16 protein-coding genes, 1 pseudogene and 1 riboswitch are annotated in these 17,545 nt (G+C 60.0%); of the genes and pseudogenes, 9 read left to right on the forward strand and 8 right to left on the reverse strand.

Annotated features, from left to right (window positions below; genetic code table 11):
* Positions 1 to 162: 162 nt before the first annotated feature.
* Positions 163 to 501 (reverse strand): hypothetical protein, encoded by a 339-nt coding sequence (locus tag BUC08_RS20720; RefSeq protein WP_037931919.1) that lies wholly within the window; start codon positions 499 to 501, stop codon positions 163 to 165.
* 491 nt (positions 502 to 992) lie between these two features.
* On the opposite strand from BUC08_RS20720, the gene BUC08_RS20725 reads away from it, so the two are divergent.
* Positions 993 to 1,877 (forward strand): ArdC family protein, encoded by an 885-nt coding sequence (locus tag BUC08_RS20725; RefSeq protein ID WP_073194473.1) that lies wholly within the window; start codon positions 993 to 995, stop codon positions 1,875 to 1,877.
* Between the two features lie 273 nt (positions 1,878 to 2,150).
* Here BUC08_RS20725 and BUC08_RS20730 read toward each other — a convergent pair.
* The 7 genes and pseudogenes from BUC08_RS20730 to thiD form a co-directional block, all read right to left on the reverse strand.
* A pseudogene (locus BUC08_RS20730) lies at positions 2,151 to 2,402 on the reverse strand (ABC transporter substrate-binding protein); the annotation flags it as partial.
* Between the two features lie 10 nt (positions 2,403 to 2,412).
* Positions 2,413 to 3,369 carry a HesA/MoeB/ThiF family protein gene (locus tag BUC08_RS20735; protein ID WP_037929714.1) on the reverse strand — a complete coding sequence of 319 codons (957 nt, stop codon included), beginning with the start codon at positions 3,367 to 3,369 and terminating at the stop codon, positions 2,413 to 2,415.
* Complete coding sequence (locus BUC08_RS20740) at positions 3,366 to 3,962, reverse strand: thiamine phosphate synthase (RefSeq protein ID WP_037929711.1); 597 nt, start codon at positions 3,960 to 3,962, stop codon at positions 3,366 to 3,368. The genes BUC08_RS20735 and BUC08_RS20740 overlap by 4 nt, the downstream gene beginning before the upstream one ends.
* Positions 3,959 to 4,729 (reverse strand): thiazole synthase, encoded by a 771-nt coding sequence (locus BUC08_RS20745; RefSeq protein WP_037929708.1) that lies wholly within the window; start codon positions 4,727 to 4,729, stop codon positions 3,959 to 3,961. Before BUC08_RS20745 ends, BUC08_RS20740 begins: the two co-directional genes overlap by 4 nt.
* Before the next feature lies 1 nt (position 4,730).
* Positions 4,731 to 4,928, reverse strand: a complete 198-nt coding sequence (gene thiS / locus BUC08_RS20750) for a sulfur carrier protein ThiS (RefSeq protein WP_037929705.1) — start codon at positions 4,926 to 4,928, stop codon at positions 4,731 to 4,733.
* Positions 4,906 to 5,886 carry an FAD-dependent oxidoreductase gene (locus BUC08_RS20755; RefSeq protein WP_037929701.1) on the reverse strand — a complete coding sequence of 327 codons (981 nt, stop codon included), beginning with the start codon at positions 5,884 to 5,886 and terminating at the stop codon, positions 4,906 to 4,908. Before BUC08_RS20755 ends, thiS begins: the two co-directional genes overlap by 23 nt.
* Positions 5,883 to 6,662 (reverse strand): bifunctional hydroxymethylpyrimidine kinase/phosphomethylpyrimidine kinase, encoded by a 780-nt coding sequence (thiD, locus tag BUC08_RS20760; protein ID WP_037929698.1) that lies wholly within the window; start codon positions 6,660 to 6,662, stop codon positions 5,883 to 5,885. The genes BUC08_RS20755 and thiD overlap by 4 nt, the downstream gene beginning before the upstream one ends.
* 59 nt (positions 6,663 to 6,721) lie before the next feature.
* Positions 6,722 to 6,824, reverse strand: a riboswitch (TPP riboswitch).
* 1,420 nt (positions 6,825 to 8,244) lie between these two features.
* On the opposite strand from thiD, the gene BUC08_RS20770 reads away from it, so the two are divergent.
* From BUC08_RS20770 to BUC08_RS24430, 8 genes are all read left to right on the forward strand, one after another.
* Entirely contained in the window at positions 8,245 to 8,583 is a 339-nt protein-coding gene (locus tag BUC08_RS20770) for a DUF736 domain-containing protein (RefSeq protein WP_037929695.1), read from the forward strand.
* A 737-nt stretch (positions 8,584 to 9,320) separates the two neighbouring features.
* Positions 9,321 to 9,497 carry a hypothetical protein gene (locus tag BUC08_RS24860; RefSeq protein WP_169741854.1) on the forward strand — a complete coding sequence of 59 codons (177 nt, stop codon included), beginning with the start codon at positions 9,321 to 9,323 and terminating at the stop codon, positions 9,495 to 9,497.
* Positions 9,498 to 9,909: 412 nt separating this feature from the next.
* Positions 9,910 to 10,530, forward strand: a complete 621-nt coding sequence (locus tag BUC08_RS20780; protein WP_037929689.1) for a helix-turn-helix domain-containing protein — start codon at positions 9,910 to 9,912, stop codon at positions 10,528 to 10,530.
* Complete coding sequence (locus tag BUC08_RS20785) at positions 10,523 to 12,451, forward strand: relaxase/mobilization nuclease domain-containing protein (protein WP_037929686.1); 1,929 nt, start codon at positions 10,523 to 10,525, stop codon at positions 12,449 to 12,451. The genes BUC08_RS20780 and BUC08_RS20785 overlap by 8 nt, the downstream gene beginning before the upstream one ends.
* Positions 12,452 to 12,467: 16 nt before the next feature.
* A complete protein-coding gene (locus BUC08_RS20790; RefSeq protein ID WP_037929760.1) occupies positions 12,468 to 14,396 on the forward strand; it encodes a type IV secretory system conjugative DNA transfer family protein in 1,929 nt (642 codons plus the stop codon).
* A 250-nt stretch (positions 14,397 to 14,646) separates the two neighbouring features.
* On the forward strand, positions 14,647 to 15,177 hold the full coding sequence (locus tag BUC08_RS20795; RefSeq protein ID WP_037929683.1) for an IS630 family transposase: 531 nt from the start codon (positions 14,647 to 14,649) through the stop codon (positions 15,175 to 15,177).
* A 154-nt stretch (positions 15,178 to 15,331) separates the two neighbouring features.
* Entirely contained in the window at positions 15,332 to 17,032 is a 1,701-nt protein-coding gene (locus BUC08_RS20800; RefSeq protein ID WP_073194479.1) for an anti-phage dCTP deaminase, read from the forward strand.
* Positions 17,025 to 17,543: a hypothetical protein gene (locus BUC08_RS24430; protein ID WP_143186802.1), complete on the forward strand. Its 519-nt coding sequence runs from the start codon at positions 17,025 to 17,027 to the stop codon at positions 17,541 to 17,543. Before BUC08_RS20800 ends, BUC08_RS24430 begins: the two co-directional genes overlap by 8 nt.
* Positions 17,544 to 17,545: the final 2 nt, after the last annotated feature.

Raw genomic sequence — 17,545 nt, forward strand, 5'->3', positions numbered from 1 at the left:
GCCTGACGAGCTCGTTGTGCAGGATCAAAGCCAAGGCCCGCCCATGCAGCAGTAAAATCTATGGGATGGGGCCGCCCCTTACGCTGGAGATTGAAGACGAGCGCGACCGGGAGAAGGATCAGGAAGACGAGAAGTATCGTGATATCGACCTCGATTCGGGCCTCAGTCACTGAAGAGGCGATGAGAGGTCGTTTCCCCGTTCTTCATGGGAATGCTCGCCTGAAAGAACCCGACACCAACAAGGAATGAAATCACGCCGGTTGCCGTCTTGAATTCGCGCACCCTGATCGCATTCTGCGTCACGCGCGTTCTGGCAGTGACAAGGATTTTCGCCTGCCCATCACTCCCAACCGTCCGCATGATCCACAGGCCGTACCAGCTTGGTCCCTTGCGTTCAGGATCGGCTTTGCACAGCACTTCGACCGTGTGTCCCTCCTCAGCAAGTGCCCGAAGGCCTTGTTCGGTGGTGACGTTTAGTTCGAGGTCAATCGTCTGGTTCATCGCGCATACCAACAGAAACAATGATGGTCGTCTTGTGCCTGAATCTAACAAAGGCATCAATCGTATATTATCGAGTTAGATATGGCTCGATGGAGTTCAGTGATCCCGGCAGTGCGCCGGTATCGCTTTGAGCGATAGACAGGGCTGGGGATCGACGGGCTGACGCCCGCTCACCCCGGCCCTGACAGTTTCCAAATCCTGTTGATCCGCCTGCCATCCTGGCAGGTCCGAGAAAACCGGCAAGCGCCGCCCCAAGGCGTCGGTTCCGGTCGAGAATTCCGGTTCCTCCCACGCGCGAGGCGCGCGGTTCCCTCCCAAATTCACGCCCTCCACCCGGTTGTCACGGCCCTGCCAGGCCGCAGGACGGGCTTTGCCCTTACCTGCTCTGCCCTTCGGAATGCATGGGCATTCCAAAGATCAGAACAGGAAGGCCCGCCCATCGGCGGAAAGGGAAAGAGACCCGGCCCGCGTCACTCTAAGGAGGGTCACAAATGACCGCAGAGAAGTTTGACGTTTATTCCTATGTCACCAATCAGATCATCGCGCAGATCGAGGCGGGGACGCCGCCTTGGCGCAAGCCGTGGACCGGCGGAGGAGGAGGGGTCAGCTTGCCGGAACGGTTCAATGGCGAAGCCTATCGGGGCATCAATATTCTGATGCTTTGGGCCACGGCGATGGCTAAGGACTACAGCTCAGCACGCTGGATGACGTTCAATCAGGCCAAGCAGCTCGGGGGTCATGTCCGCAAAGGTGAGAAATCCGCAACCGTCGTGAAATACGGCACCGTTGAGCGTGAGGACGAGAACGGCGAGGAACGCCAGATCCCCTATGCCAAAGCCTACCGCGTGTTCAATGCCGACCAGATCGAGGGCTTGCCCGCTGAATTCTACATCTTGCCCGATCCGCCCCGTGATCTTGGCACCGTGGCCGACCCCGCGTTGGAGGCGTTCTTTGCAGCGAGTGGCGCTCAGATCGACGTGACCGAAGAGCCGCGCGCCTATTACAACATCAAGACCGACCGCATTCACATGCCGCCGATTGGCACCTTTCACAGGGCCGCAGGGTATTACGGCACCTTGGCGCATGAGCTGACCCACTGGACAGGGGCGACAAAGCGGCTGGACCGCTTGGGCCGGTTCAACGACCGCAAGGCCTACGCGTTCGAGGAGCTGGTCGCGGAAATCGGAAACTGCATGCTTTGCGCGCAGATCGGGGTAGAGCCTGAGTTCGACCAGAGCGCTGCCTATGTCGAAGGATGGCTTGAGGCGATGAAAGAAGACAGCCGCGCAATATTTCGGGCAGCCTCGGAGGCGCAGAAGGCCGTGGATTACATCATGGACCGCACCGCACAGGCCGACCGGATGGCCGCCGAGTAACAGCCCGCACCACTGAAATAATCGAGGCCCCCGTCAGCAAGTGGGGGTCTTTTTGCGTTGTGGCGTGATCGTGGGCGTGGACGGTTTCAGGGTGACCTGTCGGCGGGCAACCTGAAGGCCACCCGCCGACAGGCCCGGCGCTTCGCGCGGACGCCCCAAGGGCGAGGGCGACGTAATGTCTGCTGTAGCTTCAATGCTTCAGATCGCGTATTTCTTCATTGGAAGCTATGCATAGCCCACCCGGACAAGTGGCAAACCTTCGGCCACGTGCTAATGCTGGTTGGGTTGATAGCTGACCGCAATGTCGCCCCGGCCAGCCGCAACCAGTTTCGGCGGGGCGGACGGATCAGCGGGTGGGATAATCTCGACCTCAAGGCCTTGATCGGCGAAATAGCCCAGCTCCTTGACCACGATGATCGGGCGGTGATCGGATTTGATGAACCAGTCCAGCAACACGGTCATTTTGTTTTGTGCCAATGCTGGCGTTGCGACCAATAGCGCCGCAGCGGTGATGAGGTATTTCATATGGGTTTCCTTACCCTCCGAGTGCGAGAAGTTTGATCTCCCCCTGCCAATGTTGTGAAAGCCGCTCCGCCGCCTGCCAGGCGCGAAGGCCCGACCGACAGGCCAGAACGGCGCGTTGGGTGTCGTGTGGTGTGGGGCCGTCTGGTCCAAAATCGGATACGGCATGGCGTGTGGCGCGCGGCAGGTCCGGGCCAGGCTCTCCCTGAGAGCGCAGGTCGATCAGAAAATCGGCTCCGGTGATGTCGCAGGGTGCAATAAAGGCCGGGCTGGGCGCGGGATCGACGGCTGTGTCAAAGCGGAACCCGCCGAACCGTAGCGTGGCGGCATCGTAGCTCACAAGCTGACCCAAGCCGCGCATGTCGCCCGTCAGGACCGCCATCGCCATTTGCGCTTGAAGGCTGCCGATCACGCCGACGCTCGGCCCCAGCACACCATCCGTGTCGCAAGATCCAAGTTGGTCCGGCAGATCCGGAAACACCGCGCGCAAGCCCGGTTTGCCGCCACAAAAGCCGCCGACATAGCCGTCGCGCCCCACCACGCTGGCGCAGATCAGCGGCTGGCCCGTGCCAAGGCAATGATCGGACGCGATATAGCTCACCGCAAAGCTGTCCGCACAATCAAGAACCAGCGTCATGCCTTTAGACAGCGCCGCAATATTGGCCGGGTCGACGCGATGGTGAACTGGTTCAATGGTGGTGTCAGGGTTCAATGCGGCCATCGCGGTGGCAATCACGTCGACCTTGGGCCGACCAATATCCGCCTCGCGAAACAGCGTCTGGCGGTGCAGGTTGGACAGGCTAACCACATCTGCATCCGCAATTCGAATATGCCCGACCCCACCGCCCACGAGGTATTGCATCACAGGGGCGGCCAGACCGCCACCGCCAATCACAAGCACCGAAGCGCTGGCAAGACGCGCCTGCGCGCCATTTCCCAGGACAGCCGTTTGGCGGGCGTAGCGGCTCATCCGCAGACCTCAAGCCACGCTTTGACGCGGTTCTCAGGGTCGTCATGCAGCGTGATATCCGTCACCGCCGAGACCACATCCGCCCCGGCTTCGAATGCCCCCGTTGCGCGGTCCGTACTCATCCCGCCAATGGCGACAAGCGGGATGTCCCCCACAAGCGCCTTCCACACGCTCAGCTTTTCAATACCCTGCTGATGCCATTTCATCTTTTTCAGGATCGTCGGATATATCGGACCAAGGGCCACATAGTCGGGCTGCAACACCAGCGCGCGGGCCAACTCGGCCTTGTCATGGGTAGAGACCCCTAGCTTGAGACCCGCGGTCCGGATTGCCGTCACATCTGCCGCGTTAAGATCCTCTTGACCCAGATGGACCCAGTCGCAGCCCAGCTCGATGGCCAGCTGCCAATGGTCATTGACCACCAGCACAGCCCCATGAGCCGCGCAGAGTTCACGCGCTTCGCTCAGTTGGGCGCGCAGCGCGTCTTCGGGTTTGTCCTTCAGGCGCATCTGCACCAGCTTGATCCCCAAGGGCAGCATCCGCCGTAGCCATGCCACATCGTCGAAAATCGGGTAAAAGCGAGGCAGCATCATAGCATGGCCTTTCCAAAGACAGGAGTCGACGGGGCCGCCATATCGCGCGCGTCCATCGGATCGGCGCGGGCGGCCAGCGCGCCAGCCTCCACTGCAAGGCCAAAGGCCTGTGCCATCGCCGCAGGGTCGCCCGCTTTTGCGACGGCGGTGTTCAGCAAAACGGCGTCATAGCCCAGCTCCAGCGCGTGGGCGGCTTGCGACGGTAAGCCCAGCCCTGCATCGACCACCAACGGAATGTCGGGAAAATGCGCCCGCAAGCTGCGCAGCCCGTAGATGTTGTTCAGGCCCAGCCCTGTACCGATGGGCGCGCCCCATGGCATCAACACCTTGCAGCCCACTTCCACCAGCTGCTCGCACAGCACCAGATCCTCGGTGCAATAGGGGAACACCTCGAACCCGTCCTCGGCCAGCTGTGCCGCCGCGTCGACCAGGCCGAACGGGTCAGGTTGCAGCGTGTCCGCATGGCCAATGACCTCCAGCTTGATCCAGTTGGTGTCGAACAATTCCCGCGCCATCTGTGCCGTGGTCACGGCCTCGCGCACGGAATAGCAGCCGGCCGTGTTGGGTAGCACCGCGACGCCCAGATCGCGAATCAACGCCCAGAAATCCTGCCCTGCCTGATCGCCGCCCGCCTCGCGGCGCACAGACACTGTCGCGATCCCCGCGCCGGAGCGGCGAAACGCCTCCGCCAACACAGCCGGAGAGGGGTATTGCGCGGTGCCCAGCATCAGCCGCGATGTCACTTCGGTGCCGTAAAACGTAGGCATGCTATCCTCCTTGTCGGGGGGCGACGATTTCGACGCGGTCACCCTCCTGCAAGCTGCGATCCGCGCGCTGTTGTTTGGGCACGAACCCCTCGTTGACGGACGTAGCGACCTTGGCCGCGCCCTTTCCAAGCGCATCCAGCAGCGCCGCCAGCGTGGACGCGCCGGTCTCAAGCGCCTCACCGTTCACGATAATCTTCATACCAAACCTCCGGTATCTTGCCCTCCAGCACCAGATCCACCGTCATCTGCGCCAAAGCCGGTGCAAGCAGAAACCCGTGCCGAAACAGGCCATTTGCGTAAATCACATCCCCAATCCGCCGAATGCGGGGCTGGTTGTCGGGAAAGGCGGGGCGTGCATCGACGCCGATCTCCAGCAGCTCCGCCTCGCCAAAGGCGGGGTGCAGGGCGTAGGCCGCATTCATCAATTCCATGACGGACCGCAGGGTGGCCCGGCTGCGCTCGCCGGTTTCAATCTGCGTGGCGCCCAACATGAACACCCCGTCGCCGCGCGGCACAATATAAAGCGGAAACCGCGGATGAAGCAGTCGAACGGGCCGCGACAGCGTCACGTCCGTGCAGCGGACCACAAGCATCTCGCCTTTCACGCCGCGTAAATCTGTGAGGGTGTCACGCGCAACAAGGCCACGGCAGTCAATCACCTGACCCGCGATATCACCGCCAAAACGCACGCCCCGTTGCGCAAGCCTCGCATGCAAAGCCGTCAGGGTCGCGCGGGGGTCAAGATGGCCTTCATCCGCCAAAAACAACGCCTTGGAATAGCGCTCTGCCAGATGCGGCTCCTGCTCGGCGATCTGCGTTTTCGGCAGGGTGGCAGCACGCGGCGCACGCCGCGCAAACGTCGCCAGATCGCTTTGATCGCGATTAAGTGCGACTACAAGCGTCCCCGCATGATGGACCGCCGCCCCTTGGCTTTCCCACCACCCGGCGGCCTTGCGGCCTTGGCGCACGATCTCAGGCTCTGCGCTCACCCCTTCGCAATCAGGCGCCAGCATGCCACCGGCCCACCACGAACAGGCATGACCGCCGGGCGCCCCTTTTGGGTCAATGACCGTGACCCGCGCGCCGCGAGACGACAGTTCGGCAGCCATGGCAAGGCCACACACACCGCCACCAAGGATGGTGAAAGGGCCGCTCATGGCCAAAGCGCGTGAAAGTGGTGAACCGGCCCATGGCCTTGCCCAACATGCAGCCCATCTGCATGCAAGATCGCCTGATGCAGCCACGTATGGGCCCGCAATACCGCATCGTTCAATTCCATGCCCTGAGCCAACCCCGCCGCGATGGCCGAGGAATAGGAACACCCCGTGCCATGGGTGTTGCGTGTGTTCACACGTTGGGCCGAAATTTCCTGCGTGCCCGTTTGCGAAACAAGCTGATCCATACAAACTGCCCCATTCGCATGCCCGCCCTTCATCAAAACCGCCCCGACGCCAAGCTTCAAAAGCGCGTTCGCCTGTGCGTCGGCGCTACCTTCGCCGACCAGTTTCGCAGCTTCAGGCAGGTTCGGTGTCAGCAGGGTCGCGCGGCCAAACAGCAAAGATGTCAAAGCGTCAATCGCGCTATCTGCCAGCAGCATATCCCCTGATTTGGCGACCATTACCGGGTCCAGCACAATCGGGCCGTCATAGCCCGCCAGCGCCTCCGCCACCGCCGCGATCAGCAACGGGGTCCCCAGCATCCCGATCTTGATCGCGTCAATTTCGATATCGTCCAAAACCGCCCTGATCTGCGCCGCAACCACGCCATCGGGGACCGGGTGAATAGCCGTAACCGCCTGCGTATTCTGCGCGGTCACCGCCGTGACCACTGACGCCCCATAGACACCCATCGCTGAAAACGCCTTGAGGTCCGCCTGAATACCAGCCCCGCCACCGGAATCGGACCCGGCAATCGTTAACGCCTTAGCCACCATGTCGCCGCCCCTTGGTTCAAGGATCAGGATGGCAAAGTGAGGAAAGGCCAATGCGGACGAGAGCTCCGCAAGCTGTTCCCTCCGCCGGTCCTAACCGGTTCAGGTTCAATGGGTTTGCAGCGCGTGCATCTCAGCCCGGTTAGGGCACCCCAACAGTTGTGCCCTTATCGTTAGATTGATCGCGCATATGCGTCAAATGGATAAATGATCTCAGATGACCTGCTCTGACCGGTTCCAAAAATGAGCTTTGAAAGAGGTGGTGAGCCGGGACTATGGGCTCTCTACCAAGCGAGAAGAAACGGCTTCCTATCGCTGGGATGGATGACTGCTTTTTGCATGCCTTAATAACGCAAGTCTTTTTGCCCCTGCAGCGATTTTCGTGCTGCATTACACACGCAGCGAGAAACGAAGATCACCGGGTTGGGCTCAATCCAGACCTTCGCCGCAACTGGCACGAACGGCTGCTGTTGGACTAAAACCTCTGGTCAGAACGTGTGAGACTAATATGGTCCTTTGCGTCTGTGTCACAAACGCAGGGTTTTGACCAATTTGGTCGGCTAATTTGACGTTTGGCATGCGTCTATTGAAGAACCGCTACTCAGGACAAAACAACCCGTCTGAGGCATCTTCTGCGATACCCGTCCCGATATTGGCCCACTTAGCGTAAATCAAGCGAACCGAATGTTTGGTGACTTGAGCGTTGGTTGATAGTTGCCTTACCTTTCCGCCACGTGGGTCATAGAGACCGCGGATGCTTTTCTCACTCAATTATCCCCACCTGATGATCTGGGCCCGTCCTGCCCTCTGATCAGGACCGCGCCCTAGTCGGTCGGCTGCACGCATCCGCCCTCCCCGAGCTAAAACGCCGCCTCTCCCTGCGACGGCTGGTCGTGGCAACGCTTCATCTCGGCCGTTCCAGTTACGGTCGCTGGGGCGGGCAAGTGACATCATTGATCTCGTACCTCGCGTCTCGGCCGGTGTTGTTCCTCGCTTTGTCGGACATGCTGTGCTCCCAATCTTCCTGGGTCGCAAACGGTTTTAGACACTCGGTGGATTGCATTGGCCCCAGCCGACAGAAGGCCGGTGATTGTCGTGATGCGCGGATCGCAGGTTATCGGGGTGCCGTAGAGGGTCCGTTAGAAATCCGGGTGAGTCGAGCACGGTATCGATGCTTCGACGGTCTTCCTGCTGCTCTTCCAGACAACACACATCGCGTTACCATGGAAACCAGCCGACGCGGCACGTGAGCCTGGGTCAGGGAAAAGCTCTGACTCGCCCGGATCCGGATCGGTGCAAGAAGACAGAGAAGACACCCCCCCGCAGCATCTCTGTCTGCAGTTCACATTTCCTTCGTGGCCACCGCACTTCTCCCTCTGTCTGAGTTGCATGACATGCTGGTCGCAGCTGTCGTCCCGTCCACAAAGGTTGTCACCGATCTTTTTCCCCTGCCCCTGCGGGCCATTCCGCGCGGAGCAAAAAGACCGGCGCCTGCCCCTCTCCGCTCACGCTTCGCCTTCGGTGTGGCCGGGCCTTGGCCAGCTGCAAGGTGACCATCATTGCAACGCAAACAAGGAGAAGAGCAATGACCACGAACTGCATCAAATTCACCAGCGCCGACTTTGAGACCGCCAAGGGCGTCGGCTCCATCTCGACCCTGACCTTTGACCTCGACATCACGGTCGAACCCGTCGCGAGCACGAACCCGATGGCCCCCACACACCGCGTCCTCGGGCGCTCCCCGCGTGGCAAGCTGGTCGAGTGCGGCGGCATCTGGAAGAAGCAGAACAAGGAGACCGGCGCCGACTACTACACGCTGACCATCCGCGATCACGGCTTTAACGCCAACCTCGGCAAGGCCGCCAACCAGGATGATCTGTCTTTGCAGGCCGTCATCCCCTGGGGTCCCAAAGAGGCCGCCTAAGCCATCGGCCAGACCGCTTCGGCGGTCTGGCTTTCCTCGTCCTGAGGGGTGGCCTCCGGCTTGGGCCCGAGACTGGTGTCCGAAGGATGTGGCATATTTCGGACGCGGACGCAGAGGCGGGGCGTCAGACCGGATAGGTCGCGGATGCGGGCTCCGATCATTCAGTTAATTGACAGCGTGGATCACGCGCGGCGGAGGCTGAACCGAAAGTCAGCAGGGAGAACTGGCAGCCCGCTGAGCGAGGCAAGCGCACCCTTTCTCTCATTCGAGCAACCCGCGCCTAGGTCGTGTTGGCGGAGCTGCCAGGGGCGCCGAAATCACCCTGTGCCGCGAGGGTGGAAACCGCAAACCAACGTCATGCTACCGAGGGCAACGTATCACGTGAAGGTCACCGCCGTGCGCCTTTCCGTCGACTTGTTGGCCTCAGAGATCGCTAGCCCGGGGTCGAGCGGTCAGCAACGCCGGGGGCAAGTTTCTGGACGGCTGGCGCTTTACGTTTGATTAGCCTCGAAACACGCTGCCTCTCGCCTGTGGCTCGAACGCGTGTTTCGAACATCATTGTTCTTTTGAAAACGTAAAGCACCGTGACGCCTTGAGCGCTGCGGTGCATCGCTCACAACAAACCTGCCCCCGGCGTGCTCCATTTCATTCCGCCCCGTGCCGGGTGCAGCCCGCTCTCATGCCCCCGGTCTTTTCCACGATCCGTTTGGGCGACGATCGTTGGGCCGGATCGCACCATGACACTCGAACAATCCATCGACCTCGCCGAACTGCAAGCCGAAATGGTCTTCGATGCCTACCTCGCCGCCTTTGATGAAGACGCCCATCCCGAGACTCTCGACAGCCTCGAGACCGAGGCTCTGATCGCCCGCAGCCGCTACGACGATCTGCGCAATCAGGGATTAGGTCACTGACCCAGACACCCCTGCGGGTCTTCGGATCCGCAGGGGTCTGACGTCGACTCTCAGAAGCATCGTGCCGCCCTCAGAGGGTATGATCCGCGTCATCCCGCGCGGGTCGTTTTCGTGTTCCTGGCGCTCGATCCGTGACCGGCTCGGGCGCTCGGTTTGCCTTTCGTCGCGTGCGTCTTGAACACAAGTTTCGGAAGCTTTTTCGAACTGGTTGTCCTGCATCCACGAGGGCGGGACCCGTTCCGTGTCGCGCCGCGACGAGGGGTCTTGATCGCGTCCAATGGCAGCAAAAATATACATCATTCAAAACGTAATATTGCGCAATATGATTTATTGAGTTATAAACGAAGGAGAGAAGGAAGACGTTGGCAGGATATGGCCAATGTTTACACATTTTGTCCGAGGGGTCTGACCCGTGCCGAGGCCAGCGAAAAACCTGAAGCTCGAGCAGCGCATCGAAGTGGCGCGGCGCTTTGCTGCGGGCGAGAGCGCGAAGGATCTGGCGGCGGCGTTTGGCATCTCTCCGCGCCATGTGAACAGGCTCGCGAAAGAAGAGGCGGGCGAGGGCATCACGGTGCGCGATCCGAGCGAGACGGTGGCATTCCGGGCCAGCCGATCCGAGCTCGAAGCCTTCGATGCGGAGTGGTGCGAACGGGGCTATGCCAACCGGTCGCAGGCGCTCAATGCAGTGCTGCGCGGACGGTGCGGTTTCCTCGATGTACCGCGTGATCTGGTCGCGGAGTTCTGTGCCGCGTGGCGTCAGGCGAAGGATGTGAGCGACGCCGGGTTGTTACTCGCCAAGGCGGTCCATCGTGGTCGGCTGGAGGTTTCGGAGGCGGATCGCGCGGTACTGATCGAGATCCTTGATCTGGCGCAGTCCATGAGCCGTGAGATGGGCCGGATGAAGGATGCGGCGCAGGCACTGCGTCAACAGGAGTGGCCGCAAAAGGAAGAAGGGCAGGGGGCGGAGAATGAAGTTCTGGAGGACAGCCCGCGCACGATCGAGCGCGGATTGAGGCTCGTCAAGAATGGTTGATCCGCTCGCCCTCTACACCTCGGTCATGGGCAGGCTCTGGGAGGATGAGCGCATCCGGGGTCAGGCCGGGGCGCGGATCGACGCGCGGCTGGCGGGCCGTCGACAGGGGCGGAGTTTTGCGCGCGTCGGATCCCTGTCGGCGCGCAACGCGCTGAAGGCCGCATCGGGCCAGAGCCAGGCGGCAGTTTTCAAACGGATTCGGGCGGGGGGCTGCAAGACGAGAGGAAGCCTCGGGGCGCAGCTCTCCTACATCAACGACAAGGCGGTCTACACCTACTCGACGATGACCAACGCGCTGACCGACGCGGAGGTCCTGACCGACGAGCAGAAGGAATACATCATCGAGGACTGGGCCGGGACATGGCGCGGCTCGACCAAGCTCGGTTTCACCTCGCACATGCTGCTGTCCTTCCCGACAGACGTGACGGTCGACCAGGTGCGCGACATCGCGATGGACTGGGCGGAGCATTTCTTTGAGAGCGGCGAATACGGCGATCAGTGGGACTATGTACTCGCGGTCCATGACGACCGGGCGCACAAACACGCCCATATCATTCTGAACAATCGCGGGGTCGAGAAGGGCTCCTGGTTTTCCTGCTGGGCCGAAGGCGTGATGTCGCCGCAGCTCATGCGGGAGAAGCAGGCCGAGATCGCTGAAGGCTATGGCGTGATGCTCGACGCCACCACCCGGCTCGAGCGCGGCATCTTCGAGAAGCCCGCCGAGATCGAGGAAATCTACCGCGCCAAGGAAGAGGCCCGCCTGCCGCGCGAAATCGTCATGACCGCCGGGGAATCCGCCATCGCCCACGCGCAGGTGGTGGGCTTCGCCAAGGACTACAAGAACCTCGCCGACCTGCTGGACCGGATGGACCGGCGCCACATGGCGCGCGCCGTGCGCGGCATGGCGGACGGTCTCGGCTCTGGCACGCCGTGGAACTTCACCGAAGGAGAGATAGACATGAAGGACATCAGGACCGTCGGTGATGCGATCGACTATTCCGAACGCACGATCGAGGCGCTGCGGCTCAAGGCCGAGGAACTGGACCCGACCGAGCGCGCTGCCTTCGAAGCCAAGGCCGCGCCGGTCATTGCTGACCTGTCGCAGATGGTGCCCGACCCAGAGCTGCGCACACGCTTTGGCAAACAGCTCGAGGAACCCTATCCGCCGGTGGCGGGCAGCGACGCGCTGATCGCCACCTTTCAGTTCGGCAATGACGAGGGGTTGCGCGACGTGCTCGAGCGCGCCGAAGAAGCAGGCATGGACAGCGAGGAACTGGTGGCCCGGATCGCTGCCGGCGGTACGCGCAACTACGGCATGGCGCAGGACTGGGTCGAGCGGGACATGAACGCGGTGCTGGTGAAGGACGGGCTCAGCGTGGAGTCGGCTACCGATGACCAGCTTGATGCCGCGCTGGAGAAGGTCGACGGGGTGATGGACGCCCTGATGGAACGCGCCAAGGAACTTGGCGTCGAGATCGGCCGGACCCTCACGGACGAAGAACAGGGGGTCCTGCCGCTTATCGACGAAGACGACCGGACGCCTAATCCCTACCTGCAGGACCTCGCTGACATGCTGCGCGATGGCAAGCTCACCGAAGAGCAGGAGGAGACGGTCGAGCGGACCCTGCAATCCGAGCTCTTCAAGGAGCTGGGGGAGGAAGGCTTGGCCGAACTTCGGCGCGGCAACTACGAGGTGTTGGATGCGGCACTGCCAAGCAAGCTCGACCAGATCACCGTCACGCAGGAATTTCTCGAAATGACCTTCGAAGAAAGGGGCGATCAGGTCTTCACCGATCGCGCCGCCGGGTTGCAGCAGGACAAGGCGACCGAGGTGGCGCGGATGCGAGGTCAGCAGGAGGCGCAGCAGTTGGGGCGTGATCTTGGCCGCGACCGCGGACTTGATGACGAGATGGAATTCTAAGGGGGAGATGACCACCATGACCAAGACACTTCCCCTTTGGGCAGCGCTCCTCTTCGGCGTGATCTGCGGCGCCGTCATTGGCACCATCGTTGCCGCCTTCTACCTGACCCTTGCCCTGAAAACCGGGTTTCAGAGTTTCGACATGCTGGCGCTCTGGAAGGCCGGCACCGCGACACGCGCGGCGCATCCCGAGGCCTTCAAGGTCGGGTTTGGCGCTGTCGGCTTCGGCGCAATCGGCCTCGGCGCCCTGGCGCTGGCCTGGACCTGGAAGAAGGAGCGCGACGACTACGGATCGGCCCATTGGCAGACCAAGGCGGAGCTGAAGAAGAACGACATGTTACAGGCGCCGGGCAAGGGCTTCGTCTGTGGCAAGCTTGGCGCGCCGACCTCGAAGGCCGAGTTCATCTCCTCGACCACGATCCCGCATGTGATGATGGTGGCGCCGACCCGTGCGGGTAAGGGCGTCGGCTTTGTGATCCCGAATCTCTTGGGTTTCGCAGGCTCGGTTGTGGTGCTCGATGTGAAGGGCGAGAACTTCGAGAAGACCGCCCGGCTTCGGGCGCTGAACGGAGACGAGGTCTATCGTTTCAGCCCCTTCGACTGGGCCAACGCCACGCACCGCTACAACCCTCTGGCGCGGATCGCCAAGGCCCCGAGCTTCGCGCAGCGCTTCACCGAGGTCTCAATCTTGGCCGACCTCTTCCTCGACAAGGACAACAAGCAACTCGACACCTTCTCCGAAGCCGGCAAGTCGATCTTTGTCGCCGCCTGTCTGCTGGCGATCCAGCGCGGCACGCCGAACCTTGGCGAGGTAAACAAGATCGTCGCCGGGGGCGAGTACAAGAACGCGCAATACAAGACCTATGCCGACGAGGCCGAAGAAGACATCCTGCGCGAGCTGTGGACCAACGCGGCCTCAGCCTCGTCGCGGCTGCTGACCTCGAACATCCAGGCACTGATGACCGCCGGTCTCAAGCAATGGGACAACCCGGCGGTGCGCTCGGCCACACAAGACAGCGACTTTGATTTCTCGACCTTCCGGAAAACCCCGCAGTCGCTCTATATCGCCGTGTCCGAAGATCACATCGCGACCCTCGCCCCGCTCCTGCGTCTGATGTTCGCCGACCTTATCGCCTCGATCCGCCTGAACGAGCCCGGCCCCGATGAGCCCTGGCCCGTCATGATGATGATCGATGAGTTCCAGCAGATGGGGGCGATGCCCTATCTTGAACGCGCGATCCATTCTCTGGCAAGCTATGGCGGCCGCGTCGCGATGATCGCGCAGTCGCTGGCTTCGCTCGACCGGATCTACGGGCCCGAGGGGCGCGAAAGCCTCGAGAACGGGGCAGGGCTGAAGCTCTATATCACCCCGCGGGACCAGCGCACCGTGAAGGAGGTCTCGGCCGCCGTCGGGAGCACCACCCGTGAGGCGGTCACCCGAATGTACGGGCGCAACAAAGGGTTTCTCGGCGCGACCTCGACCTCGGCGCGGCTGGAAGAGCGGCCTCTGCTCTCTGAGACTGAAGCGCGCTTGATGGATCCAGATGAGGTCATCATCCTCGCCTCGCCCCAGCACCCGATCAAGGCGAGCCGGATCAAGTATTACGACGATCCGTTCTTCGTGGACATGCTGGCTCGGCAGGACGGCAAGCCGTTTCCTTATCCGCCGAGTGTGCAGGGCGTGGGGCCTTGGAATGGAATAGTGGGCGGAGATGGCGGTGGTGACGATGTTGGCGCTGATGAGCCAGTGAAACCAGCGGAATGTGAGCCTGTCCGGGATCGCTCGCAGCGCCGTGAGGCGCGCGCGATGAGCGTTATGGCGATAGAGGCCGGGCGCGGGCATCCTGAGCCGGAGACGCTCGAGCGGGCAGCGGCTGCGCCGAAGGAATGGGAGGCGGCGCTCGACCGGCAGGAGGATCTGGTCGAGGAACTGTTAGGTGGGTGAAGGCCTGACCATGACGCGATCGGCCCTTTGCTGCCGTCCAGCTATAGGATGCGATGCTGCATCCGGAGCCCGCTAGAGCGTGTTGCGGCCTATTCGATTCAGGATTCCCACGGGATTTGATCTGTGATTCCCTGGCGCGTCCTGCGCAGCCTCGGCCTGACACACAAAAAAAGACCTCCAAGCCGCCGAACAGAAGCGGCCTGATGTCCAGCAGGCTCGCCATATCTGGATCACGCGGCGTCAGCATTTCATGCGCAACCTGTTGCCCCGCATCGGTTTCATCGACGAAACCTCCCTGAAGACGAACATGGTCAAGACCACCGGCTGGTCACTAAAAGGCGCGCGCCTGATCGACCACGCGCCCTTCGGCCACTGGAAAACCCAGACATTCGTCGCCGCCCTGCGCCATGACCGGTTGGATGCCCCTTGGGTCATCAATGGTGTGATGAACGGCGAGCTGTTCGATCTTTACGTCGAGACCCAGTTGGCGCCAACTTTGCAGATCGGCGACGTGATCATCCTGGACAACCTGTCATCGCACAAAAGCCCGACTGCAGCGGCGGCACTGAAGGCTGTCGGCGCATGGTTTCTATTCCTTCCGCCCTATAGCCCGGACTTGAACCCTATCGAGATGGCGTTCGCAAAGCTCAAAGCCTTGATCCAGCGAGCCGCTGCCCGCACATACGATGAGCTGTGGCAGGCCGTCGGACATGTCTGCGACCTCTTCACCGAGGAGGAATGCTACAACTTCTTCAAGGCCGCAGGGTATGAAATCAATTGAACGCAACACGCTCTAGCAGTCATTCGCTGCACCTCCTATGACCAATTGTCTCGGAGGTTGGGTGTTTTGCGATAGAATTGTTCTTTGCCCATTGGCTAAATGGTATAGCAATCAACAAAGGCACGACTTAACAATAGATTAGAAAAGGCTAGTTATGTTTGAGGTTGAATTTCAGATGGCTGAGACAAATGCTGCTTCGAACTTGGTAGAAACTGGAAATGGGCTGTCTGGTCAAACTCTGCTTGCAAAGCACCAGAGCAACGAACTCTTTGTCGCTATAGTAGGTCCAGCCGGTGCTGGATCTGGAACCGCTGCTAAACGCATCCAGTCTTTCTTTGAAGATGACTATCAATATGAGGCGGTGATCATCAAAGCCAGTTTGCTCATACACGATGCAGCGTTGAGCTTTGGCTTGGAAGTTCCAGAAAACGGAGCCAGGAAGAGCCTTGAGAGCATCACCAAAATGCAAGACCGAGGAGATGACCTAAGAAAAGGAAATTACTCTGGAGGGACGGAAGATCATTCCGCGGTCGCCCGGTACATTCTGAAGAAGATCACCAGCGAAAGAGCGAGGATGCAGAAGGTGGAGGGCGCCTTAGAAGGTGGGGTCGAACCCGACGGGCGTAAACGCGTCTACATTATCGACTCCCTTCGTCACCCTGCGGAAGCGAACCTCTTGCGTAGAGTATACCAGGACGCGTTTGCGTTGGTTGGGATCGTTTGCGACCCAGTGGTGCGCGAAAAACGAATCCGAGAGAACCTATTTGATCGCGCTGAGTGGGGCTCCACCGAGACGAAGGAGAGTGTTCGTCTTTTCCTCGAGAGGGATGAAGACGCACCAGAAAAATTTGGACAGCATGTGTCTGACACATTTCATGAAGCTGATTTCTTTGTGGATAACTCCGCTGCTGGGGAGGACGATCTCAGCATCACTGGGATGAATGACCAATTGAAGCGGTTCGTCTCCTTGATCGCGCAGGACCGCATCGTAAGGCCGACCATCGCAGAAACAGCTATGCACCATGCGAGAAGCGCTCAAATGAGAAGCGCGTGCCTTTCAAGACAGGTGGGTGCAGCCCTCGTTAACCAATCTGGAACTATTGTCTCCACAGGCACGAACGAAGCGCCTAAAGCAGGCGGAGGAGTCTACGGGGAAGATTTTGAGCCGTCGCACCACAGCGATCATAGATGCGCTTTCAGAGAAACCGTGTTCTGCAGCAGTAACAAAGAGCAAAATCAAATTATCGAGGAGCTGATAGACGCATTTCCTGAACTGACCTCGTCAGCAACCAGGGGTGACGTTTTGAAAAAAATCCGTGGTACGCGACTGGGAGGATTGATTGAATTCAGCCGGGCTGTGCACGCTGAAATGGATGCCATCCTTTCAGCCTCGCTAGCAGGGGTATCACCGAAAGGCTGTAGACTGTTTGTAACAACCTATCCTTGTCACTACTGTGCGCGCCACATTGTGGCGGCGGGCATTGATGAGGTTCAGTTCATTGAACCGTACCCAAAGAGTCGAGCTACGGCCCTTCACTCCGATGCAATCACCACAGAGTCCGACGATTGGGTGGCGCCCTCTGCGATCGAGAGCAGGCAAGTTCGTGGGCAAGCTGGGTTGCCGAGCGACGATGTCGCTCGATCAGAAGCGACATCAAAGGTACTTTTTAAGCCTTTTGTAGGTGTCTCTCCCCGAATGTATCGGCGAGTTTTCTTGAAAGACAGAGACTACAAAGATAAGATCACAGGCGAGCGACTAGGCGGGTCACCAGCTTGGGGCGGGCCGTTGGACAACTATAAAGTCTCGTACGTGACATTGGAGAGCAGATTGGGTCGAGAAGTGTCAGATGCGTAGAGCGAACCTAACGCTCGTTCACGACGCATCCGAGGGTGAGGATGTTTCGCAGTCACGCGAACAATGGAGTTTTGAGAACGCCAAACAGTTGAGTCTGTTTGACGATTTCGAGCGCGATTACTTGTTCGTTGTACCTATGAGTGAGATGGATTATTTCGGTTTTTCAAATCTGCTTGCCAACCAAAAACCAGTATCAATCATCGATACTCGAAAATATCCTGATTTTTTCGGACTTTATAAATCTACCAAATCCGCATTAGATCATTTTAAAATGTCGCGAGTTGAGTACGTACATGCACCAGTAAGTTGGATAGCTCATCGTGAGTCTGTAAACACTTGGACAGTTCGTTCGACACTGATTGAAGGCTTGTCGCGTGCTAAGAGTGTTTCAGTCCTTCATGGCCGATCATTTTTGCTCTTGATCTCCACAGACGAAATGAAGGTTTCTTGCACGGAAACATTTGCATCACTGCCCGACTTCGAAGATCATTGGCAACTGCAAGCTCTTTAAGT

The sequence above is a fragment of the Pseudosulfitobacter pseudonitzschiae genome (assembly GCF_900129395.1).
In the GTDB taxonomy this organism is placed as follows: Bacteria; Pseudomonadota; Alphaproteobacteria; order Rhodobacterales; family Rhodobacteraceae; genus Pseudosulfitobacter; species Pseudosulfitobacter pseudonitzschiae.